This window comes from Streptomyces sp. NPDC052052 (assembly GCF_040680455.1).
Taxonomy (GTDB): Bacteria; Actinomycetota; Actinomycetes; order Streptomycetales; family Streptomycetaceae; genus Streptomyces.
The window spans coordinates 23,242-43,413 of the sequence record NZ_JBFAWU010000002.1 but is presented as its reverse complement, the minus strand read 5'-3'; the positions used below and the strand labels follow the sequence as shown (position 1 = coordinate 43,413).

General features: G+C 69.0%; 11 protein-coding genes. 5 read left to right on the top strand and 6 right to left on the bottom strand.

Annotated features, from left to right (window positions below; translation table 11 throughout):
- The first annotated feature begins 203 nt into the window (after positions 1–203).
- Complete coding sequence (locus AB0L71_RS02050; RefSeq protein WP_365236855.1) at positions 204–662, top strand: hypothetical protein; 459 nt, start codon at positions 204–206, stop codon at positions 660–662.
- A gap of 369 nt (positions 663–1,031) precedes the next feature.
- Here AB0L71_RS02050 and AB0L71_RS02045 read toward each other — a convergent pair whose 3' ends face one another.
- Positions 1,032–1,595, bottom strand: coding sequence for a TetR/AcrR family transcriptional regulator (locus AB0L71_RS02045; RefSeq protein ID WP_365236853.1), 564 nt, complete (start codon positions 1,593–1,595; stop codon positions 1,032–1,034).
- 310 nt (positions 1,596–1,905) lie between these two features.
- On the opposite strand from AB0L71_RS02045, the gene AB0L71_RS02040 reads away from it, so the two are divergent.
- From AB0L71_RS02040 to AB0L71_RS02025, 4 genes are all read left to right on the top strand, one after another.
- Complete coding sequence (locus tag AB0L71_RS02040; RefSeq protein ID WP_365236851.1) at positions 1,906–2,172, top strand: SDR family oxidoreductase; 267 nt, start codon at positions 1,906–1,908, stop codon at positions 2,170–2,172.
- A gap of 68 nt (positions 2,173–2,240) precedes the next feature.
- Positions 2,241–3,305: an aldo/keto reductase gene (locus AB0L71_RS02035; protein ID WP_365236849.1), complete on the top strand. Its 1,065-nt coding sequence runs from the start codon at positions 2,241–2,243 to the stop codon at positions 3,303–3,305.
- A 233-nt stretch (positions 3,306–3,538) separates the two neighbouring features.
- Positions 3,539–4,321, top strand: a complete 783-nt coding sequence (locus AB0L71_RS02030) for an SAM-dependent methyltransferase (RefSeq protein ID WP_365236847.1) — start codon at positions 3,539–3,541, stop codon at positions 4,319–4,321.
- A gap of 339 nt (positions 4,322–4,660) precedes the next feature.
- Positions 4,661–4,822, top strand: coding sequence for an SCO1431 family membrane protein (locus AB0L71_RS02025; RefSeq protein WP_365236845.1), 162 nt, complete (start codon positions 4,661–4,663; stop codon positions 4,820–4,822).
- 52 nt (positions 4,823–4,874) lie between these two features.
- Here AB0L71_RS02025 and AB0L71_RS02020 read toward each other — a convergent pair whose 3' ends face one another.
- From AB0L71_RS02020 to AB0L71_RS02000, 5 genes are read right to left on the bottom strand one after another with little or no spacing between them, the layout of a single operon-like run.
- Positions 4,875–6,407, bottom strand: coding sequence for a hypothetical protein (locus AB0L71_RS02020; protein WP_365236843.1), 1,533 nt, complete (start codon positions 6,405–6,407; stop codon positions 4,875–4,877).
- Positions 6,404–7,081, bottom strand: coding sequence for a type VII secretion system-associated protein (locus AB0L71_RS02015; protein WP_365236841.1), 678 nt, complete (start codon positions 7,079–7,081; stop codon positions 6,404–6,406). The genes AB0L71_RS02020 and AB0L71_RS02015 overlap by 4 nt, the downstream gene beginning before the upstream one ends.
- Positions 7,082–7,104: 23 nt before the next feature.
- The gene (locus AB0L71_RS02010; protein ID WP_365236839.1) at positions 7,105–19,302 is read right to left on the bottom strand and encodes a hypothetical protein; all 12,198 of its coding nucleotides are present in this window, start codon (positions 19,300–19,302) and stop codon (positions 7,105–7,107) included.
- Between the two features lie 18 nt (positions 19,303–19,320).
- Positions 19,321–19,665: a hypothetical protein gene (locus AB0L71_RS02005; RefSeq protein WP_365236837.1), complete on the bottom strand. Its 345-nt coding sequence runs from the start codon at positions 19,663–19,665 to the stop codon at positions 19,321–19,323.
- 7 nt (positions 19,666–19,672) lie between these two features.
- Complete coding sequence (locus tag AB0L71_RS02000; protein ID WP_365236835.1) at positions 19,673–20,170, bottom strand: YbaB/EbfC family nucleoid-associated protein; 498 nt, start codon at positions 20,168–20,170, stop codon at positions 19,673–19,675.
- Positions 20,171–20,172: the final 2 nt, after the last annotated feature.

Sequence of the window (20,172 nt, the reverse complement as noted above, 5' to 3'; positions counted from 1 at the left end):
GGGCCCCTGACGGCCTCTTCTCGCTGGCTGCGCTTGTGCGCGGACCACACAGAGGACCGGCGCTCGAACGCTTGGCGGAGCCACTTTCACCGTTCTGGTGGGGCCAGAACTTCCCGTCGCAGACACACCCGCGAACTGAACGTCAACCGCCGGTATTTCGGCATGATGGCTGCCGGCGCACACCTGACCGAGAGGACCGCACGATGCACATGAAACGCCTCGCCGCAGCGGCAGGAGCCGCCCTGCTGACCGCCCTCGCCGTACCCGCCGACGCTCACGCCGCCGCCATCGCCTGCGGCGGCGCCGTCTCCACCCAGAACATCGGCGCACAAGGCTGCATCAGCGCCGAGCGGTTCAAGGACGGGAAGATCTGGTGGCGCGACATCAAGGCGCACGCCGTCATCACCAACTCCCGCGCCCACGCCTCCTACGTCGACTACGAGGCGTTCATGAACGTCCAGGGCTCCAGTAGCTGGACGAAACTCGGCAACGGGCGCACGGTCGTTCAACGCCGTTCCACGATCGGCCCCTTCGAGATCGGCTCCGCAACCCGCATCTGCGGCCCGGTCAACGCAAAAATCACCATTCGCGTCCACGTCCGGCCGGCCGGAGGCGCCTGGTCAAACTGGAGCAGCGCCGCGACGTCGCAGTGCCAGACCTGATCTCACGTACGACGAAGCCCCCGCCTCTGGCAAGGCGGGGGCTTCGTCATGTCAGCGCGGCCTTCTGTGGACCGGTGGATGCTGCTATACGCGACGGAAGATCTGAAGCTGATCCCCCCTGGAAAACTATGCGTTCCACAGAACCACCGAGCCCGCGCAGGCGGGTGGCATTCTCGGAGTGGGATGTGTCGCTGGCACGAGCCCGGCGTCGAGGCGGCGGTACAGCGGTTGGCGATAGCGCCAGTTCCGCTTCGAGGTCGGCTCATCCTCCAGCGGGTCCTCACCAAGGTCTGGGGTACCACGACCGCCGCGACGGCAGCCATGTCGTCCGGGAGAGGCCGACGCCTCGCCTAACCGCTGGCGTATCGCCTAGCGGGGCCTGAGTCCGTCGACGACGACGTCCAGCATGCGGTTCAGTTGGGGGCGCTGCTCGGGTGCGCCGGCTACGGAAAGCAAACCGGCGAGGATGCCGCCCACGTCGGTCGGGTCGATGTCGCTGCGCAGTTCTCCTGCTGTGGCGCCGGCCTTGAGCACCATCGCCAGGACCTGCTGGACCTCGTCGCAGACCGGTCCGGTGCCGAAGCGGCCGGAAGCGCTCATGGCGACCAGGGCCTCGCAGATGCCGCGTCGTTCGCCGGCCCAGTCGGCGAATCGGAGCATCCACGCGCGGAGGGCCTGTGCGGGGGGCTCGGTAGCCAGCAGGGTGCGCGCGTCTTCGCGCAAGGGCCGGATCTGGTCCCGGTAGACCTCTTCGACCAGATCCTCCCGGGTGGGGAAGTGCCGGTACAGGGTGGCGTTCCCTACTCCCGCGCGCTTGGCGATCGCATCCAGCGAGATCGCACGTCCGGACGCGAAGGCTTCGGCGGCCGTGGCGATCAGCTGCTCGCGGTTGCGCTGCGCGTCGGCGCGCAGGGCGCTGCGTGGAGGTGTCATGACCTTCGCGATCGTGAGTGTCGGATGAGGCTCGGGAGCGAATTGGGGATGTCCCCGCTTCAGTGTACGGTGAGGTAACCGGGGAGTTCCCCGGTTGTGAAGCGGTCTCGCCCCATGCTTCAGCGACGAAAGGTTTGCCATGCCTACAGCGCTCATCACCGGCGGGGACGACCGGGATCGGCAGAGCGACGGCCGAGCTGCTGCACGCCCGCGGCTACGGGGTTGCGGTCACCGGACAGGATCCTGATTCCCTCGCGCGGGCACGGTCCGAGCTCCCCGACGACCTGCTCGTCGTCCGATCCGATGCGCGGTGCTGCCCTCGCTCGCGCTCGAACTGGCTCCGCGCGGAATCCGCGTCAACGCCGTGAGCCCCGGGGCCACCGACACCCCACGGCTCGACAAGCGGGGAGTGCCCCGGAGCGGCCGGGACGCCATGTGCGCGAAGATTCCCTTCGAGCGCTTCGGATCCAGCCAGGAGGTCGCGGAAGCAGTCGCCTTCCTCGCCTCGGACGCCGCCGACCATAACACCGGCCAGGACGTCACCGTGGCCGGCGGCTACGGGCTCGGGGCCGGATGAGCATCCACGGGCCCACGACCGGCCCGCATGCAATACACGCCAGGAAACACACTTCACAGGAGAATGCGATGGCGCTCACGCTCGACACCTACCGGCAGCTGGGACGTTCCGGCCTACGGGTCTCACCGTTCGCGCTCGGCGCGGCCACCTTCGGCAACGACTGGGGCTGGGGCGCGGAGCAGGACGAGGCGCGGAAACTGTTCGACCTCTACGTCGAGCGGGGTGGGAACTTCATCGACACCGCGGTCACCTACACCAACGGCACCTCCGAGCGCATGCTCGGCGAGTTCGCCCGTAACCGGCGCGAGAGTCTGGTCCTGGCGACCAAGTACACGACGCTGCGCCGGCCCGATGACCCCAACTCCGGTGGCGCCGGCCGAAAGAGTCTGTTCGGCGCGGTCGAAACCAGCCTGCGGCAGCTGAACACCGACTACATCGACCTGCTCTACCTGCACGTATGGGACTCCACCACTCCCGTGGAGGAGATCCTGCGTGGCCTGGATGACCTGGTACGCCAGGGCAAGATCCTCTACGTCGCCATCTCCAACACCCCTGCCTGGCAGATATCACGCATGCAGACGATCGCCGACCTGCGCGGCTGGTCGCCACTGACGGCACTACAGCTGGAGTACAACCTGGTGGAACGCACCGGGGAGCGTGACCTTCTGCCGATGGCCCAGGAGCTGGGACTGGGAACCGTGCTGTGGTCCCCCTTGGCGGGTGGGGTCCTGACCGGCAAGTACAGCCGTCAGGACGTGACCGCACCGGCGTCCGGCCAGAGTGGGAGCGCCCGCAAGAGCTTCAACCTGGCCCTGGGCGGAGTGACCGAGCGCAACCTCGCCATCGTGGATGTCGTCAAGGAGGTCGCGGCGGAACTGGGCCGGACCCCTGCGCAGGTCGGACTGGCCTGGACCTTGCACAACCCAGGGGTGACCGTGCCCATCATCGGGGCGCGAACTGTCGAACAGCTGCAGGAGAACCTGGGAGCACTCGAGGTCGACCTGACCCGGTCCCAGATGGTGCGCCTGGACGAGGTCAGCGCGATCGACCTCGGCTTCCCCCACGCCATGCTCGCCAGTGACCACATCCGCGTACAGACCCGCGGCGACCTGAAGATCCAGGCCCGCGCTTGACGGACGCGCACGAGGGCGGCGTCTCGCCGCCCTCGTGCGCCGGTCCTGGTCCTCCTCGGCGACGTACTCCACCGCTGTGGCCGGCACCTCGAACGCGAAATCCCCAGAACCGCAGGGCAGTCAGCCCATGCGCCGTCCGTGCGGGAGGGGATCAGCGGCGGATGCCGTGAGCAATGGAGAGCAATTCGTTAGTGATACAAGGGAGTTGCCGGGCGTTGCGATACGTTGACGGCGTGACCGACATCGAATCGCGCATCGACACGTCCCGGCCGCACACCGCCCGGATATGGAACTACTGGACCGGCGGCAAGGACAATTACCCGGTTGACCGGGAGGCCGGTGACCGGATCCGGGAGCTGCATCCCGGGATCGGGGAGTACGCGAAGGCGGACCGGCTGTTCCTGGGGCGGGCGGTGCGCCACCTGGTTGAGCAGGAGGGCATCCGGCAGTTCCTGGACATCGGGACGGGGCTGCCGAGCGCCGACAACACACACGAGGTCGCCCAGCGCATCGCCCCCGACGCGCGTGTCGTGTACGTGGACAACGACCCGCTCGTACTGGCGCATGCCCAGGCACTGTTGGTCGGGACGCCCGAGGGGCGCACCGACTACCTGGACGCCGATCTGCGGGACGTCGACACGATCCTGGCCGCCGCAGCGAAGACGCTCGACCTCTCGCAGCCGGTCGCGCTGACGTTGCTCGGGGTCGTCATCTTCGTCGAGGACGACGAGGAGTCGTACGCGATCGTCCGCCGGCTCATGGACGCGCTTGCCCCCGGCAGCCACCTCGTCCTGTCCCACACGGTCACTCACCCCGACATGCCGGATGTCGACGCGGCGGTGGCGTTCTGGAACGAGCACGGCACACCGAAGCTCACGCAGCGGACCCCTGCCGCGGTCGCACGCTACTTCGACGGCCTGGAGCTGCTTGAGCCCGGTGTGGTGTCCTGCTCCGCGTGGCGGCCCAAGACGCCGACGCCGGACGTGGCGATGTACGGAGGCGTCGGCCGCAAGTGAGACTCCGTGTCCGACCCACTCCACGCCTGTGACCTCCACATGCGTGGGGGAGGGTGACATGTGTGCAGTGCCACCCTCCCGGGTGGAGAAAACTGGCTCCGCACCGAGCACGCCGACGCAAGCGGCGGTGTGGTTTCGGGCACAGTCGGCGTCTGCTGTCGGTACCCCCGGCGTACCCGACGCCCGCTCAGAAGCGGGCTCCGGCCGCCGTCGGCATCCGCCGACACGGGCGGGGACCCCGGGGCAGTGACGGACGTCTCTACCCCGGGGACCCACCTTGCTGGCACTGTGGACGGGTCCTCGGGGGACTTCCATCGCCGGCCGACCTTGCGAGATGCCATGACCGCGACTGCTGCCCGTACCTCCGCCACCTTCTTCGCCGCGCACCGCCGCGCGGGGACCGGCGGCCCGAAGGACGACTCGAAGCTCCTGGAGACGGTGCTGGGCTGGACGCTCGTCGTGGTGGTCGCCATGTTCGTGACCCGGGCCGGCCTCATGTGAGAGGCCGACCCCGGCGCGGCCGCGCAGGCCCCGGCATGACCGGTTCCGCGGGTCAGGACCGGCAGGTCACCTTCATCTGAGCGGCGGCGTGGTGCGCCTTCTCCCACCCGGAGGACCAGTCGTCTCCCCGGTCGAGCATTTTCACTCCGATCGTGGCGCCCTTCATCGCGAAGGTGCCCGCGTTGACCCACTGGCCGCGGTGCGCCACCTGGTTGATGGTGAAGCTGCTGTACTTGGTCGTACGGTCGTTGGCATTGACCAGGACGTGGTACGTCGTGGGGTGCCCGCCGACGTCCAGAGCGGTGTTGCTGTTCGGGATGAACACGGAGATCTGGCAGGTATGGGCCGCGGTGCCGGGCTTCCACCACCACTTGACGCGGTTCTCGCCGTCGACGGCGGTGTCCCCGGACATCGGGACGGTGGCATAGCTTCCGTTGCATCCGTTGCCGGTCGAGCCGCCGGACGATCGGGTGTTCCAGCCGTCGGAGCCGTCGCTGTAGTAGCCGTCCTGCTGGTAGCCGCCACCGGCGGGGGTGGCGCAGCCATGCCCGGTGACGCCGGTGTAGACCACGGTCGACTGTGCTGCGGCCTTCTGCGCGGTGCTGCTCGTCGTACCGCCGGCCGATGTGCCGCCCGTGCCGGACGTGCTGGTGGTGCTGGTCGTGCCGGTGCCGGTCGTCCCGGTGCCGGCCTTCGCGGCCGTGGTCTTCTTGCTGCCGGTGGCCTTCTTTCCGGTGGTGTCCGCGCCTCCGGTGCCCCCGCCTTCGTGGATCGGTCCGGACCCGTTCGCGGAATCGGCGGAGGGGCCGTCACCCTTGCTGTCGCTGCCGACGGGTGACTTCCCGCCGACGGTGCCGCGGGGCGAGGGCGCCGCGGACGCGTAGGCGCCGGGTATGCCACTCATGCCCGAGCCGAGCACGGTACCGGGGACCTCGCCGCTGCGGGCGGCGCGCTTGCCGTCGTCGCCGTCGCCCACATGGACCAGGAACGGGACCGTCACGAGCAGGGCCCCGGCGATGGCGGCGCCCGCGAGGAGCGCCTTGTTGGGGCGGCCCGTCTTCTCGGGCGCGGTGGCGGTGGCGGTGCCGGTGGTGGTGGCGGATTCCTCCTCCGTCTCTTCCGCCGTGGCTGTCGCGGAGGTGGTCTCGGCGTCGGCGGTCCGGGAGGCCGTCTCGGACGTGGTCTCGGAAGCCGTCTCGGAAGCCGTCTCGGAAGCCGTCTCGGCAGCGGCGGTGGACGTCGCTGCGCTCTCGGACCCGTTCCGCGCTTCCTGCTCCGCCTCCTGCCCCTCGCCCTCTCCCTCTCCCTCCTCTGCCTCCTCCTCGTGCGCCTGCGCTGCCCCGGAGACACCCAGGGTCGCGCCTGCGGACAGGGGAGCCGCTGTCCTCTTCTCCCCGGCGGCCTCTTCGGCGGCCGGTCGAGCGGTCTCGTCCCGGGACCCGGACGCCTTCGCCGAGCCGCTCTCGGCCGAGCCCTTGGCCGGTGCCGTCCGCACCGATGTCCCGCCCGCGCCGGTGGCCTCCGCGGTGGCGTGGACCTCCGACTCGGATGCAGCCGCTGATTCTTCGTTCCTGGACGTGGTCATGGGGTCCTCTGGGTGACGGGACTGGTGGGGGAGTGACGGGGCAGATCGGCGGAACCGGTGGCAACGGGCGGACCGGGTGGACCGGGCAGAGCCGGCGGAGCAACAGCCTCCAGCACCTGCCGTGCCTCGAGCAACAGGCGTGCGGGACCTGCGGGGTTGACCGAAATGCGGCCGTCGTCGGGGGCGATCGCGCGGACCAGTTCGGCGACCGTGACCGTATCGTGTGCCAGTGCGCCCTCGAACACCTGGTGGGGCGCGGAGGTGAAGACGGGCACGGCGGGGGCCCCGTCCTCCCCGGTGACGGTCAGCGCACCGCCGCCCGGCGCCCGGAGCACGGATACTTCCGCCTCGGCCAGGGCTGCCACGGCATCCTGCACGGGCCCGTAACCGGTGACGGCCAGCTGCACGGCGGCGTCCACCGGGTCGGTCGGATCCGGCCAGCCCAGTGCGAGCGGGGACGGCCGGTAGGCGTCATTGGGCTGCCACTCCACGACCGAGCCGTCGAGCCCCGAACGCCACTCCCCGGCCAGGGCCCAGGGCGGGGGCGGGGCCGGGTCGGTCCATCCGGGGTCGACCACACCGATCCAGTGGTCGGGGGCCTGCCGTGCGGCCTCGCGGATGTGATCGGGTACGGGCGGGAGGGCCTGTCCCGCAGACCCTTCGGTGTGCTGCATCTGTGCATCCCTGTGCGTGTTCGTCATGCCGTCGTCCCCCGCATCGACACCAAGGACACCGACGACGCCGATGCCGGCGTGTGGGTGTGGCGGAGGACGTCCGCGTACGACGGATGGGTGAGCAACTCCTCCACCGCTTCCGGGGACAGCTGACGGTGGTGCGCCAGCACCGTCAGCACCTGGTCGTCGGTCAGCCCGAGCGCCCGCATGGACAGGCCCTGGGGTGCCAGCTCCAGCGTCGCCACCGCCGACTTGAGCGGGTCGTGGAGCGGGCGCAGATGCACCTGCCGTACGACGATGTCCCGCACCCCGTACGTGTCGAGGATCCGGCCGAGGACCTCCGGGCCCGGAGCGTTCGCCGTCGGGGCCGGAGGTGGCCCCGACGGGTCCTCGCTCTCGTTCTCGTCGTCTGCGAGGTAGTCGGAGTCCGAGGCGTCTCCGTTCTCCGATTCCGTGTCCGGCAGGGACAGTTCGGAGTCGGAGTCGGATTCGGAGCTGGAGTCGGAGTCCGGTGAGTCCGTATCGGGCTCGTCGTCCGCGAGGTAGCCCGTTTCCGAGGCGGCTCCGTCCTCCGATTCCGCGTCTGCCAGGGACAGTTCGGGGGTGGGTTCGGGGTCGGGTTCGGGTTCGGGTTCGGAGTCAGGTTCGGGTTCGAGTTCAGGGTCCGGTTCCGGTTCGGGCTCAGGTTCGGCGGCGCGGTCGGATTCGCGGCTGGGGCCGGAGTCGGAGTCCGGTGAGTCCGTGTCTGTCCCGTCGTTCGCGAGGTTGCGGTTGCCCGAGGTGTCTCCGTCGTTCGATTCCGGCTCCGGCTCCGGCTCCGACTCCGGGGCCGGGGGAGGCAGGGCGGCCTGGTAGTGGTGGTCCTTCAGGTACAGCACGACATGGCCGGCCGCCGGGGTGCCGGCAGGAGGGGCGAACTCCTGGAACGTGCCGTCTTCCCGGACGACCGTCACCTTGACCCCGAAGGTTCTGGCGGCGAGCGCCGGCAGCAGGTCCGCGGTTCCGTGGTTCCAGCCGGTCCGGTCGGGCGCGTTGCCGGGGCGGCGCAACTGCGCGAGGGCGAGAGCCTGGCGCTCGTCGGCGGACAGCGGTGCGTACAACGGCAGCGTGCGTGCCCGGTCCGCGAACTCGCGGGCCTCGGGCGATCCTTCCGCGAACACCGGCCCGTTGTCCGCCAGTTCCTGCGGGTCGAACCGGTCGAGGAGGTCGGGGGTCGTGAAGTCCAGCAGATCGCCCGGGTCGTCCGTCAGCGTGGTCGTCATCCGTCCGAGCAGATCGTCGAGGGGGGTATCGGTGTCCTCGGCCCGGCCGGTGGGGCCCGGCAGCAGGACACCGTTGTGGCGGAGCCCGGCCGTCAGCGCGTGGAAGAAGGCGTCGCCGTCCTCGGGAACGTCGAGCAGGGCGTAGCGGTCGCCGGACGGAGAGACGAGCGTGGGCGCCGCTCCTTCCTGCGCCGCCGCGTTCGCCCCGACCGCGGTGCCGGTGTACTGGGGGACCACCGGGCCGGCCGGAGCCTCGGGGGCCGTGAAGGTCACCGGCGGAGGCGGGGGACCGACAAGACGGGGCGTTTGGCGGTGCCAGTGGGTGAGCCGGTCCGCCGCCGCCCGCACCCTGCGAAACTCCTGCATCGCCCGGCGCGCGGAGGTGGCGCTCTCCTCCAGTTGCCGCGCCTGTTCGGGGCTGGGCTGCTCGTCCCCTGTCGCCTCCAGGACGGTGCGCCGGATCTGCCAGTGCGCCTTGTCCGCGTCGACCCAGGCCTTGCTCGCCGCGGCCACCGCGGTCCAGGCGTCGGTGACGTCGGTCGGGAAGGTCGTGTCGTCGATCAGCCCGAGTTCGCGGGCCACGTCCTCCCGTACCCATGCGAGGACGTTGGTCCGGTACTCGACGACCTGTGACGTGCTCCTGGGCAGTCCGAGGGCGCTGACGACCTTGCCGTGGACGATCGTTGCCTCGCCCAGCCAGTCCGTGGGGATCGAGAACAGCAGCGCCCGGCCCGTTTTGGGCTTCACGTTCAACTGGGTGCCGTCGGCCGAGGTGACCTTGAGCGTCCCTGCCTCACCGGTGTGCACCCCGCTCCCTGTCGGTGCGGGCGATACCGAGCCCAGCGACGGGGGAGCCGTGCCGACGACCGGACCGAGCATCGTGGCCTGTGAACCGCTCTCCGTGAGAGAGACGTCCGCGCTCACGGTCTGCCGTTCGGGACTCTCCATCGTGGCTTCCGGAGCGACGCTCAGCAGGACCGCCTCCCGCAGTTGTGGCCGGGAGAACAGCCGGTAGCTGCCCCAGGTGTCCAGGGCCACCGTGGCATCGTGCACCGTGGCCGCCAGATAGCCCTGGTTCGTTGCGGTGTTGGCGAAGAAGGCCGCCGTCTGCGTGCTCGAGATCCCGTCGGACAGCGCCTGCCCCGAGGCCCGCCCTTGACGGGCGGGACCGGTCAGCCGTGCCTTCTGTGCCGCCGACACCAACTCCTCGCCGGTGAGGTCGATCGGGCCGCCCTTCTGGGGCAGGTGTGGAAGCTTGGTGTTGAACGCCTTGGCCATGGCGAGATGGGCGGCGTCGAGAGTTCTTCCGGTATCGGTGATCCGGCGGGGCATGAAGCCATTGGACGGCATGGTGAACGCGGACGTGCCGGCGCCCCGGCGCCACGCCGCGATCTCCGCCGCGGCGAGCGCTCCGGACCGTCGCACCGTGACCTTGGCGGGTGCTTCGACGGGCATGGGCGGGTCCTCGGAGTCCTCGTTGTCGTCCTGCTCGACCGGATTCCCGTGGGCGGGGGCGGCATCCTGCTGCGGGACCGGGGGGCCCTGGTTGGGGCCGATGCCGGACTTGTTGGGCACCGTCATGCTCAGCGGCAGTTGTTCGCGCAGCGTACCGACCTTGCCCTCCACCGGGGGAAGTTCGGTTCCGTCGGCCTTGACCAGCACCATCCGCAGGGTGAAGTCCGTGAGGAAGTCGGCGTGCGGCTCGTTCGGATAGAAGGTGTAGTTCTTCATGCGGCTCGTCGAAGTGGCGATCGTCCGCTGCTGGGTCACGGACAGCGATTCGTTGAGGGCCGGGCCGGACGTGGGCACGTCCTCGTTGTGGGTCCGTACCGCTTCGGTGACGGACAGGCCGAGCGTCTTGGTGACGGCATTCGCGTGGCTCACCTCGATCGTCTCGGTGATGCCGAGGTTCTCCTGGAAGGTGACACTGTGGTCTATCCCGTCGAACTGCGTCGATCCCGGGATGAGTTCTATCCGCACGGTCGCGCGCTGAGAGCCGAGGGACACCTCGCCGAGTTTCGTCCAGGCGGTGCGGGTCACCGCCGTGACCCCGCCCTGAGCGGCAGCCATCTGCTGCCGGAGGGCGAGCAGCGCGCGCGGTGTCACCATGTCGCGGATGTGGTCCCGTCCCGCGCCGTCCACCCCCTGGGCCAGGAGGAGCTTGTCGAAGGCCTCGGCTGCCTTGGCGGAGTCCAGGGAGTTGACGGGGAACGAACCGAAGGGGGTGGCCTTGAGCCATGGCGACGGGGACCAGGCGTCCTCCTCGTACCGGGGCGCCGCAGGAAGCTGTCCGCCCACCAGTCCCAGCCGGTGTGCGGTCTTCTCCGGCATGTGCCCGAGCCAGCTGGAGGGCATGGTCAGCTGGAGACCCGCGTAGTGCGAGCGCAGCGCGGGCAGCAGTTTGCGCAGCGGGCTGAGCAGCCCGTGGGCGTGCGTCATGAAGCCGATCTCGTGCTGGACATCGGCGGAGACCAGGTACTTCAGGTTCTCGTCGTCCCGGTCGTTCTCCACCGCGACGGTGTTCGTCACCGTGGCGGACTGTCCGCGGCTGGACGTCCCGGTCACGACGAGTCCGTACGTCCCGACCAGTGAGGGGCCCTGGTCCTGGCTGCGCGCGTAGGCGAGGCTGAGGTTCCCCTTGGCCACAGTGACCGAGGTTTTCATGTGGGACACCTGGGTCTCGGCGCCGAGCGTGAGCTCGGTCTCCACCCCGATGGGCTTCGACTGCACGACCGGGCGCAGCAGTGCCACCCGGTGGACGAGCTTGCCGATGCGGTTCGCGTACGGTCCGACACCGAACAACTGCACCATCCGCATGCCCGCCCGGGTGAGGGACTGGTCGAGGAACGAGGCGACGACCTGCGGCTGGAACTGACGCATCACGGCATCGTGCGGCGCGGCCCCGTCCAGACTGAAATGCCAGGCGTTGCCCGACCCGTCCTTGAGCAGCTGCTCCACACCCCGGCTGAGTACGGGGGCGCCGGAGACGGCGATGACCTGATGAGGCAGATCGGCGAACGGATGCAGGGGCCTCGGCGGCCCGATGAGCGGCAGGTCCTCCGGGTTCGCGTCGGGATTCAGGTCCGGGTCCGCTTCCAGGGGCGGCGGAATCTCCTTGCCGTCCAGCAGGGCCTGGACCTGTGAGGTGTCGAGTTCGATGGGGCGGAGATCCGCGACCTGTTCCTGTTCCGGCAACGCCGTCGGCGGGATGTGTTCATCGGGCACATTGAGCAGCACCCTGCCGGTGAGTGCCGGGCGCCGGGCCCGGCCGCCGATCAGATCGGTCTCCGCGTGGCGTCCGACGGCGATTCTCGATCCGAGCAGTCCGAGGAAGCGAAGCGAGTCGCGGAAACGCCAGTAACCGCCGCTGCTGACGGTCACCGACAGCTGATAGCTGAAGAGATGGGACGGTCCCGAGGTCGCGTGCAGGGACTCGTACGCGACCGTGGCACCGGAGCCGGTGCGCCGCGTGTTCTGCCAGGCGTACCGCGCCGACGGGGTGATCACACCGCTGTTGATCGGCTGGCCGAAGGAGTCGGTAGCCGTCTGACGGGCCGACACCCCGATGTCCACCCCGATCTCCCTGGTGTGGGCCACCGTGGCCGAGCCGTCCAGCCGCTGCGTCCCTGGAGTGCTGCTCCGCAGGATCAGCTCATTGCGTGTCCCCTCGTAACGCCGCCCGGTCAGCGAGCCGTTGACCCAGATCCAGCGGTACTTGCGCTTGGTGCCCGTGACGTCGATCAGCCGGATCCGCAGCCCGTCGGAGGCGAAGGACTCCAGCTGTCCCGACACACTGTGGTGGGTGAGGGCGTCCATGACGGTCAGCGTGTTCAGCAGAGCCCTGTTGAAGTGGTTGTTGCCGCGCCACCCCTTCGACGTGTCCGTGGGGGAGGTGAACGCCGAGAGGGGGGCGACGAGTCCGGGATGCTGCTCGGCCACGGCCTCGATCACCTGGTCCGTCAGCAGGGTGAGGAACGAGGCGGGGGACGGGGCCGGACCGCCTGCTCCCTCATTGCCGTTGTCCGGGCCGGCCGGTGGCGGACCGTCGGGAAGGATGGCTTCCAGCCGGGTCATGCCGAGAAGCGTCGGGTTGTTCCGGGGCAGGTAGGCGGGCGGTCGGGGTTCGCCCGGGTGTGGCGCGAGGGCTGCCTCGTTCGCCTCGCCGTTCTGCTCCGGCACGGGGTTCTGGGACGCCTGCGCCGGCGTGTTCTCGACGTGCGGGTGCACGGGGCGTACGCGTAGCTTCGTACCATCGTCCCACCCGGCGAGCCGGCGCGCTTCCGCACGGGTCATCCGGTCGAGGGCCCAGACGGAGAATTCCTTGGCCTGGGTCTGTCCGGATTTGCGGACATACACCGACTTCCGTACCAGGTACAGATCGGTGGGGACCTTCCTGGCGCGTCCGACGATCTTCCGACTGCCCGTTCCTCCGAAACCGGTGGTGCGCGTGGACCGGTTGCCGAACTGCGCCACGCCGGCCACCTGCACGCGGGGCCGCGCATGGCTGGTGAAGTATCCGGTGGGGTTGAAGCTGGGGCCGAGGGCGAACTGGAGGTCCTGGCTGTACGCCGACGACACGGTCCGGTCGTTCTTGATCACGCGCTGGATGGCATTGCGTATTTCGGCGACGTTCGTCTCGGAGAGCAGTGTGGCCCTCCTCGGCACGACCTTGTCCACGACGAACACCCCGGTGGGTGTGCCGGATTCGGTGAACAGGGGCTCGGTGGTGATCGGCCCGTGCGTCATCCGGTCGGCGGTCCGGACAAAATTCTCCGAACTGAAGAACCGGGTGAGCTCCTTGTGGATCCTCGAGCCGACGACCGCCCCGGACTCCTTCACCGCCCATGCGTGGATCTCCGCCACCGACCCGTGTCCCTCGGTGTGTACGGTGCGGTAGTCGCTGTGTTCGCCGAGCTGCATCTCGAACGGGGAATGTTGCGGGGAGAGTTCGGCGGTGAGGTGGTCCGAGAGACGCAGCAGCACCCCGTTCTTCACACCGAACGTGATCCTCGGCTTCGTCCCGTTGTCCGGACCCGGCTCCGCGTCCGGCCGTGGAGTGGCGCGGAACCGTCCGGCGATCCGGTCCAGGAACCCGCGCTGTGCGGGGGCCGGGTCCGTGAGCTCGACGGTGTACATCACATCACCCAGATACAGATGCGACTCGTCGAAGGTGCGGGTCTCCACGTGGCTCAGGGTCTGGTCCTGCAGATTGAAATCGACGGACTTCACGAAGCCCAGCGAGAGACCCACCCGGCCGAACGGGGACACGGGTCCACCCGGCGGGCCCAGCGGAACCGAGACGCCGAACTGCCTTGAGGTACTGGCGGTCTGGGCCTTCCCGGAAGTGATCTGGCTGCGGTGGATCTGATCCACCTTCACCGGATCGAGGGTGATGGGTGCACCCTTGTCGTTGGTGAGCATGGACCAGGGGCCCTGCGGCCGTTGGGATACCCGCAGCTGGCGGAGGCGTCCCCGGGTGTCCTTGAAGGGCTCCGAGATCCAGCCGTCCCCGTGGAACACATGAGGGGTCCGCTTCAGCGCCTGCTCCAGTTCGGCGAGTGGGTTGTTCCCTTCGGGGTTCGGATGCTGCGCGGGTATGGGCAGATCCGACGCGGTGATGTGGGCGAGAACGCCGTCGACACCCCGCTGGATCACCTGGCTCTCCCCGTAGGTGAAACCCGAACCGGGGTTCTTGCCGTCACCGGTGATGTAGGTGGGCAGCTGCAACTGGTCCAGGAACTGCTGGACGGCACCCTCGGGCGGCGCCGGTTCCATGCGTGCGTCGACGGTGGCGGGACGCTGGTCGTCCAGCTGCGCCACCACGAGCTGAACCTCCTCAGCGGCGGGCTCCGGAGGCGGCGCCGGTTGCTGCTGCTCCTGTTCCTGCTCGGGCTGTTGCTGCTGTTGCGGTTGGTCCTGCTGTTCCCGCTGTTCTTGCTCCGGCTGTTCCTGCGGCTCCTGCTGTTCCCGCTGTTCCTGCGACGGTTCCAGCATGTCGCGGGTGGCGTCGTGGGCGGGGGACAGGCCGTCCTCGTGCTGCGGTTCCGTGCCCGGCTCACCCGATGCCGTGAGGACGCGGCTGAACAGTGCGGAATACCGGTCCAGGCCGGGGGCCTCCGATCCGGCCATTTCCGTGGCGATGCGTTGCAGCAGTTCGGGCGTCATCCGCGGGTCACGGTACGGCGCGTAGACCGCCTCGTCCCCGGTGAACCGCTCGGTGTCCAGTGCTCCGAGCGCGCCGAGCAAGGAGGCATGGTCGGGGGACTGCTCGATCCGGGTACCGAAGACGCCGCGCAGGGTACGGACCAGCTGGAGCGTTCTGGTCGTGACCCATGGATGGGGGACGCCCTCGGTGGTGTGCAGCCCTGCCGCGCGGGCCAGGGCGTCCAGCGCGTCGCCGGTCGGCTCGGGAACGTACGTCGCCCACTGCCCGGGGTTGTTCTCGCTGTCACGGAAGAGGACGGGGCGCACCTGCTGCTCGGCGTTGAGCACCGTACCCGCGGTCGTGGTCGGCGCGTACACCGTTCTGCCGGTCACATTGGCCACGTGCTGGGCCACGGACAGTCCACCGTGGGTGGGTGAGGCGCCCGTCGAGCAGGCGTACAGCACGATGGGCTGGTCCTGCGGGCCCAGGTCGGTGGAGTGGTCCAGATACCGGCCCAGCTCCCTGCCGCTGATCTCGATGGTCGTACCGTCCGTGCGTGTCAGCACCACCCGCGTGGGGGTGCCGTGCGCGGCGAAGAACGAGACACTCTGTTTGTGCCAGGGCGCTTGGCGCTGCCTGCGGTACAGGGACTGTCCGCTGTGGTGGAGGTCCTGGAAGGTGGCCGAGTCGGCCACGAAGCCGAAGCGGTTGCTCCGCTGGGACCAGTCCGGCTCCGTGAACGAGGCCAGGACCGAGGAACCGCTCGTGTTGCCCACGGCCGACTGCCGGACGATGTCGTCCGAGTCGACGTTCGGGCCGTCGGCTGAGCGGGCGGACCTGAGCACGAGCCGTGGCGGTGGGGAAGAGGCGCTGGTCGTGAGTGGTTCGAGGGTCGGGGTGAGTGGCTCCTCAGAGGGGGTGTGGAGGGTGTTGCCGGGGCCGTAGAAGTCGAAGTCGACGCCATCGAGGGAGTCACTGTCGGAATCGTTGCCGGATTCCTGAGAGGTGTTGCCGGAGCCGAAGAGGCCGAAGTCGAGGCCGTTGAGCGAGTCGTTGTCGGAGTCAGCGGTGGGCTCAGTGGGCTGCCCGGTGGCAGCGGCGGGCCCTGACGACGTTTCAGGGGCTCGAAGGCGGGACTCCCCATCCGTTTCCGTCGTCTCGTTCTCGCTGCCCTCACGAGAAATCGACGAGCGGCTGGAGGTCATCGTTTGTGCTGGTGCGGGCGACGTGCTCCGGACCGGGGGAGCGGGTCGGACCGGTGCCGGGAGGGTCTGTCGGGACACCGTGGCCACCGGCGACGGCCCGACCGTGCGGTGCGGCGGCACGGGTGCCGGCAGCGGCCCACGGCCGGTCAGCACCAGACGCAGGGCCTGGAGCATCTGGTCGTTGTACGGGTCACGGGCCTTGGCCCTGAGGTCCTGGTAGTAGCGGTTCAGCGCTGTACCCTCGGTGCGCATGTCCTTGATGGCATCGGTGATGACCGCGGTCCGCGCGGCGACCGGGGTCACCGAGAAGTCCGCCAACTCGGCACGCACGGAGTCGAGATGCTGCTCATGTCTCGCCCGCACCAGAGCCTGCAGCTGCCGGATCTGAGCGGGCGTGACGGTGATCGGCGGGGGCGGGACGGCTGTGCGATCGCCGATGGCCTCGTAGTCGAGCATGGCCGCGACCTCGTCGGCGGTGCCGAGGATCTCGGTGACCTGGGCCGGTTCGAGCACGTCGTACCGACGTCCGCGGCCGGTGTGCATCGCCCTGTCGCCCCCGGCCAGAAGGCGGGCCATCTCGTCCTGGCTCAGCCTCAGGCCACCGGTGCCGTCCTTGGACGCGGGCAGGGCCTTGAGGACGGACAGCGCCGTCTCCGTACGTTCCGCCCGCGGCCAGCCGTCCGAGAACTCGAGTTCCGCTCCCCACTCCGTCTCATGGGTGACGGCGTCCGTCACCTTCTGCAGGCGGGCCGCCTGCTCCGGATCGAGGGTGTCGTACGGGGTGTGGCGGGTCACCGAGGAGATGTAGCGGCGCCCGAGCAGCTGCATCAGATTGCTGGTGTTGGCACCCTCGACCACGGCCGGCAGTTCGCCCAGGCGGAAGATCTGCCGGAACACCTCCTGGGGAAGCTTGTCACCGTCTACGACGAGGACGTCGTCGGGCGCGAGAGCGTCGAGTGTCCGGCTCAGGTTCTCGTCCGCCAGGGACGTGGTGTGCAGCCATTGCGGCTCGTACTTCTTGGCTCCGTCCAGTGTGACGGTGCCGAACGTCAGGATCACCGAAGGCTTGCCCAGCCGCGCGTCGTGGATGCCCTGCGCCAGGGAGCTGATGGCCGAGACGCGTGACTGCGGAACGACATTGTGCAGCCCGTAGACCGGCATGAGGTCGATGGTTCCGTTGTGGACGGCCCCGGAAACGGCCTTGAGGCCGGCGGCGCGCTCGGGGGTGATGTCGTTGTGTCGGTCGATCAGCCGGTTCAGTTCCTCGCCGGTCAGCAACGGGGTGGGGAAGTTGAAGAGCGACTGGTTCGGAATCGTGCGGCCCGATGCGTGGTCGCCGTCGCTCTCGTCGTGCTCCAGATCCGTCACCGTGACGGCGGCCGTCGGGTCTTCCCGGGTGTACAGCAGCCGGTGCGACGTCTCCCAGGCGTACGGCTTCAGGACGACGGCCCGGTCGGTGTCCATGTAGTCCAGGAACCTTCGCGCGTCGTCCGGCTCACCGGTGAGCCGGTCGCTCGCCGCCACGAGGACGAGACGCCGGTCGTCGCTCCGGGAACCGGAACCGGCCGACTGGGACGGGAACGGGGGATCCTGCACGTCGCTGCTGGGGTCGAAGGTGCCCGTCAGCCATGTGACACGCTTGCTGAGGTCCTCGTTGAGCAGCAGTTTCAGCCGCTCCTGGACGTCTTCGGTGGCGATGGCCGTGATGGGTCCGGTGTGCCCGAGCGCGTTGAGGGAGTCCATCAGCATGGTCGCGGCGGCCTGGTGGCCGAAGTTCGCCGCGTCGTCGATGTAGACGACGACACCCTCCTCCAGCTCACCGAGCCGGGCGATCACGTCCCTGCGCAGATTGACCTCGTCGATCGTGGGAGGCGCGGTACCGCGTTCCTCGCCGATCCGGTCGAGCAGCGCCTGCTGCTCGTCGGTGAGGGAGTCGAAGTCCTGGTCCAGTCCGTCGGGGGAGCTGTCGAAGAACTGTTTCCACACCTCGTGTTCGGGTGTCGGCGCGGACTGCACGGAGGCCTGGTGGGACGAGGCCGCCGGGCTGCTCCCGCTCTCCGTGAGGACACCGCTGCTGGGCTCGGTGTCGTCCGATGCGTCGGTGCCGCCGTGCACGACATCGGCGGATCGGTTCCCGTTCCCGGTGTCGTTCCCGTTCTCGTTCCTGTTTCCGTTCCCGGTGTCGTTCCTGCTCTCCTCGGACCCGTGCGAGACCGTGGGTTTCGTGGCGGGACCGGACTGCTGAACGGGCGAGGGGGCGTGCTCCGACTCGGACTCGTTGCCCGGTCCGGTGTCGTCGATCCGGTCCGGGACCAGTGACCGGTGCGTGGAACTCGTCGGCGGGTGGGAGGAGGTGGAGAGGCTCCGCGCAGTGGGGACAGGGGAGTTCACGGTCCTGTCGGGCCGCTCGTTCCCGTCGTCCGGATCGCTGACGAGGCCGTTTCCCTGATCCGACGTGGCAGCCGTACTCAGTGCCGTATGCGTGAACGGGGCAGACGTGGAGCCGGTGTTCGTGGGCGGTGTGCCTGTACCCGTGTGCGTACCGGTGGTGTCCTCGGAACTGTTCCCCGAACCGTCGGACGCGTCGGACACATTCTCCCGGCTCGACGTGTCCACCTTCACGTCGGCGAAGTTCTTGTGCACCCAGGTGCCGGGTGTCGACGCGGCATGGCCGAGTACCGACTCCGCTTTGCTGCTGATGCCGGCACCGAGGAACGTGTCCCAGGACGTGGCCCAGTTCCCGGTGGTGATTCCGCCCCCCAGGACCTCCGCGATCGTCTCCGAACCTCCCGCCACCAGGAAGTTTTTGGTGTCGTTCAGCGAGGTGCTGCCCAGGTTCTTCACCGAGAACGGGGACGGTCCGGAGGCCTTGGACGTCACGTCGCTCGTGAGGTTCTTGGCCGGCCCCTTGATGTTCTTGAGAATCTTGTCGAAGCCGGACGACAACCCGCCATGGGCGAACCCCGCGATGGCGCCGATGAAGCCGTCCCGAACGATGGCCTTCCAGTCGAATCCCTTGGGCCGACGCCCTTCGGGTCCCGCGGCGATCATGGCGAGGCGCACCGCGAAGGTCTGGAACGCCTCCTCGAAAGCCTGGCTCAGACTGGGCATCAGATGCGTACGCTTCAGCAGCGCGTCCAGCACGGTCAGCAGCACCACACGACTGCGGGCCTTCGCCACCGCGGCTTGGCTCGCCGACGCACCCCCGCTGAAGATCGACATCACCATGATGATCAACAGCTCGATCAGCAGCCGGACCAGCTCGGCGATGATCTGCCACTTGGACTCGGTGATGTTCATCGACGTCTCGGTGCGTCCGTCACCGATGGTCTTCAACTGGGACGAGAAGTCCCGGAGATGGTTGGTGCCACCGTTGTCGATGAAGAGTTTCATCGACTTCAGGTAGTTCGCGCCCACCTGGGGCGGCAGCGACCTGCTGATCCCGACGACCGACCGCTCGATTTCGGTGGACAGGTCCGTGAGCCGGTCCGCCAGCCGGTGGTACGGCCTCCGGCTGGCGTACGCGAGATCCTCGTCGGCCTGCAGCAGCCGTTCGCCGATCAGGACGAACAGCAGGTTGTTCAGCTGGGGCGACGCCTTGATCGTCATGGGTCGTGCTCTCTGCGCTCAGTGTCTGCCGCTGCTGGTGGAGCGGATCCGGTGGTCCTGGATGGCGTCCAGGATGTTGTTCTGGTTGGTCTGGATCGATGTGAGGTTGACCGATGTCCCATGGGCCACCCCCCGCATGGCGTCGGACAGGGCGATGGCCGTCTCGCTGCTGCTCTCCCGTTCCTTGTGCTCCTGCGGGATGACTTCCTTCGCGAAGCTGTCGTTCTGTCCCGGCCAGTCACTCGTCGCCCGCACGTCGACGACGAAGTCGCCCACCATCGCCTCGATGGACGAACTGATCGAGAACATCTGCCGCAGTCCCGCCCGGAGGCGGGCCGGGTCGGCGAAATAGGCGTCGCTCATGGGGTGTTCAGCGCTCCTCGTCCTCGTCGATCTCGTCGCGCAGCCGGTGGCTGCCCGACCCCTGCGGGGCACGGTTGTCCGGATCCTGGAGGACCTCCGGTCCGAAGATCTTCGCCCAGTCGATGTCCACACCGGTCAGTTCCGGCACCGTGGTGCTCGGCTTCGTGAACGGTTCGAGGGTCTCCATCACCTGCCGGGCGATCTCCGTCCGAGCCCGCTCGAACGCCTCCAGCACCGACCCGGCCAGTTCGTCGGGCGCCATGGTCCGGTACTTCTGGTCCAGGAACCGCAGACCGGTCAGTTCGCCCTGGGCGCCGACGGTCACTTCCACCGACCGGTCGTCGGACCGCACGGTGCGTGTCGCCCCCCGCAGTTCGGCCTCGGCCCTTGCCACGCCCTTCTCGGTGGCTTCCAGTTCGGCCATCGCCGCAGCGAGCCTGGCCTCCACGGACCGGGCGTAGGGCGAGACCTCGCCACGGCCGGTCTCCTGCGACGCATCGTTCATCG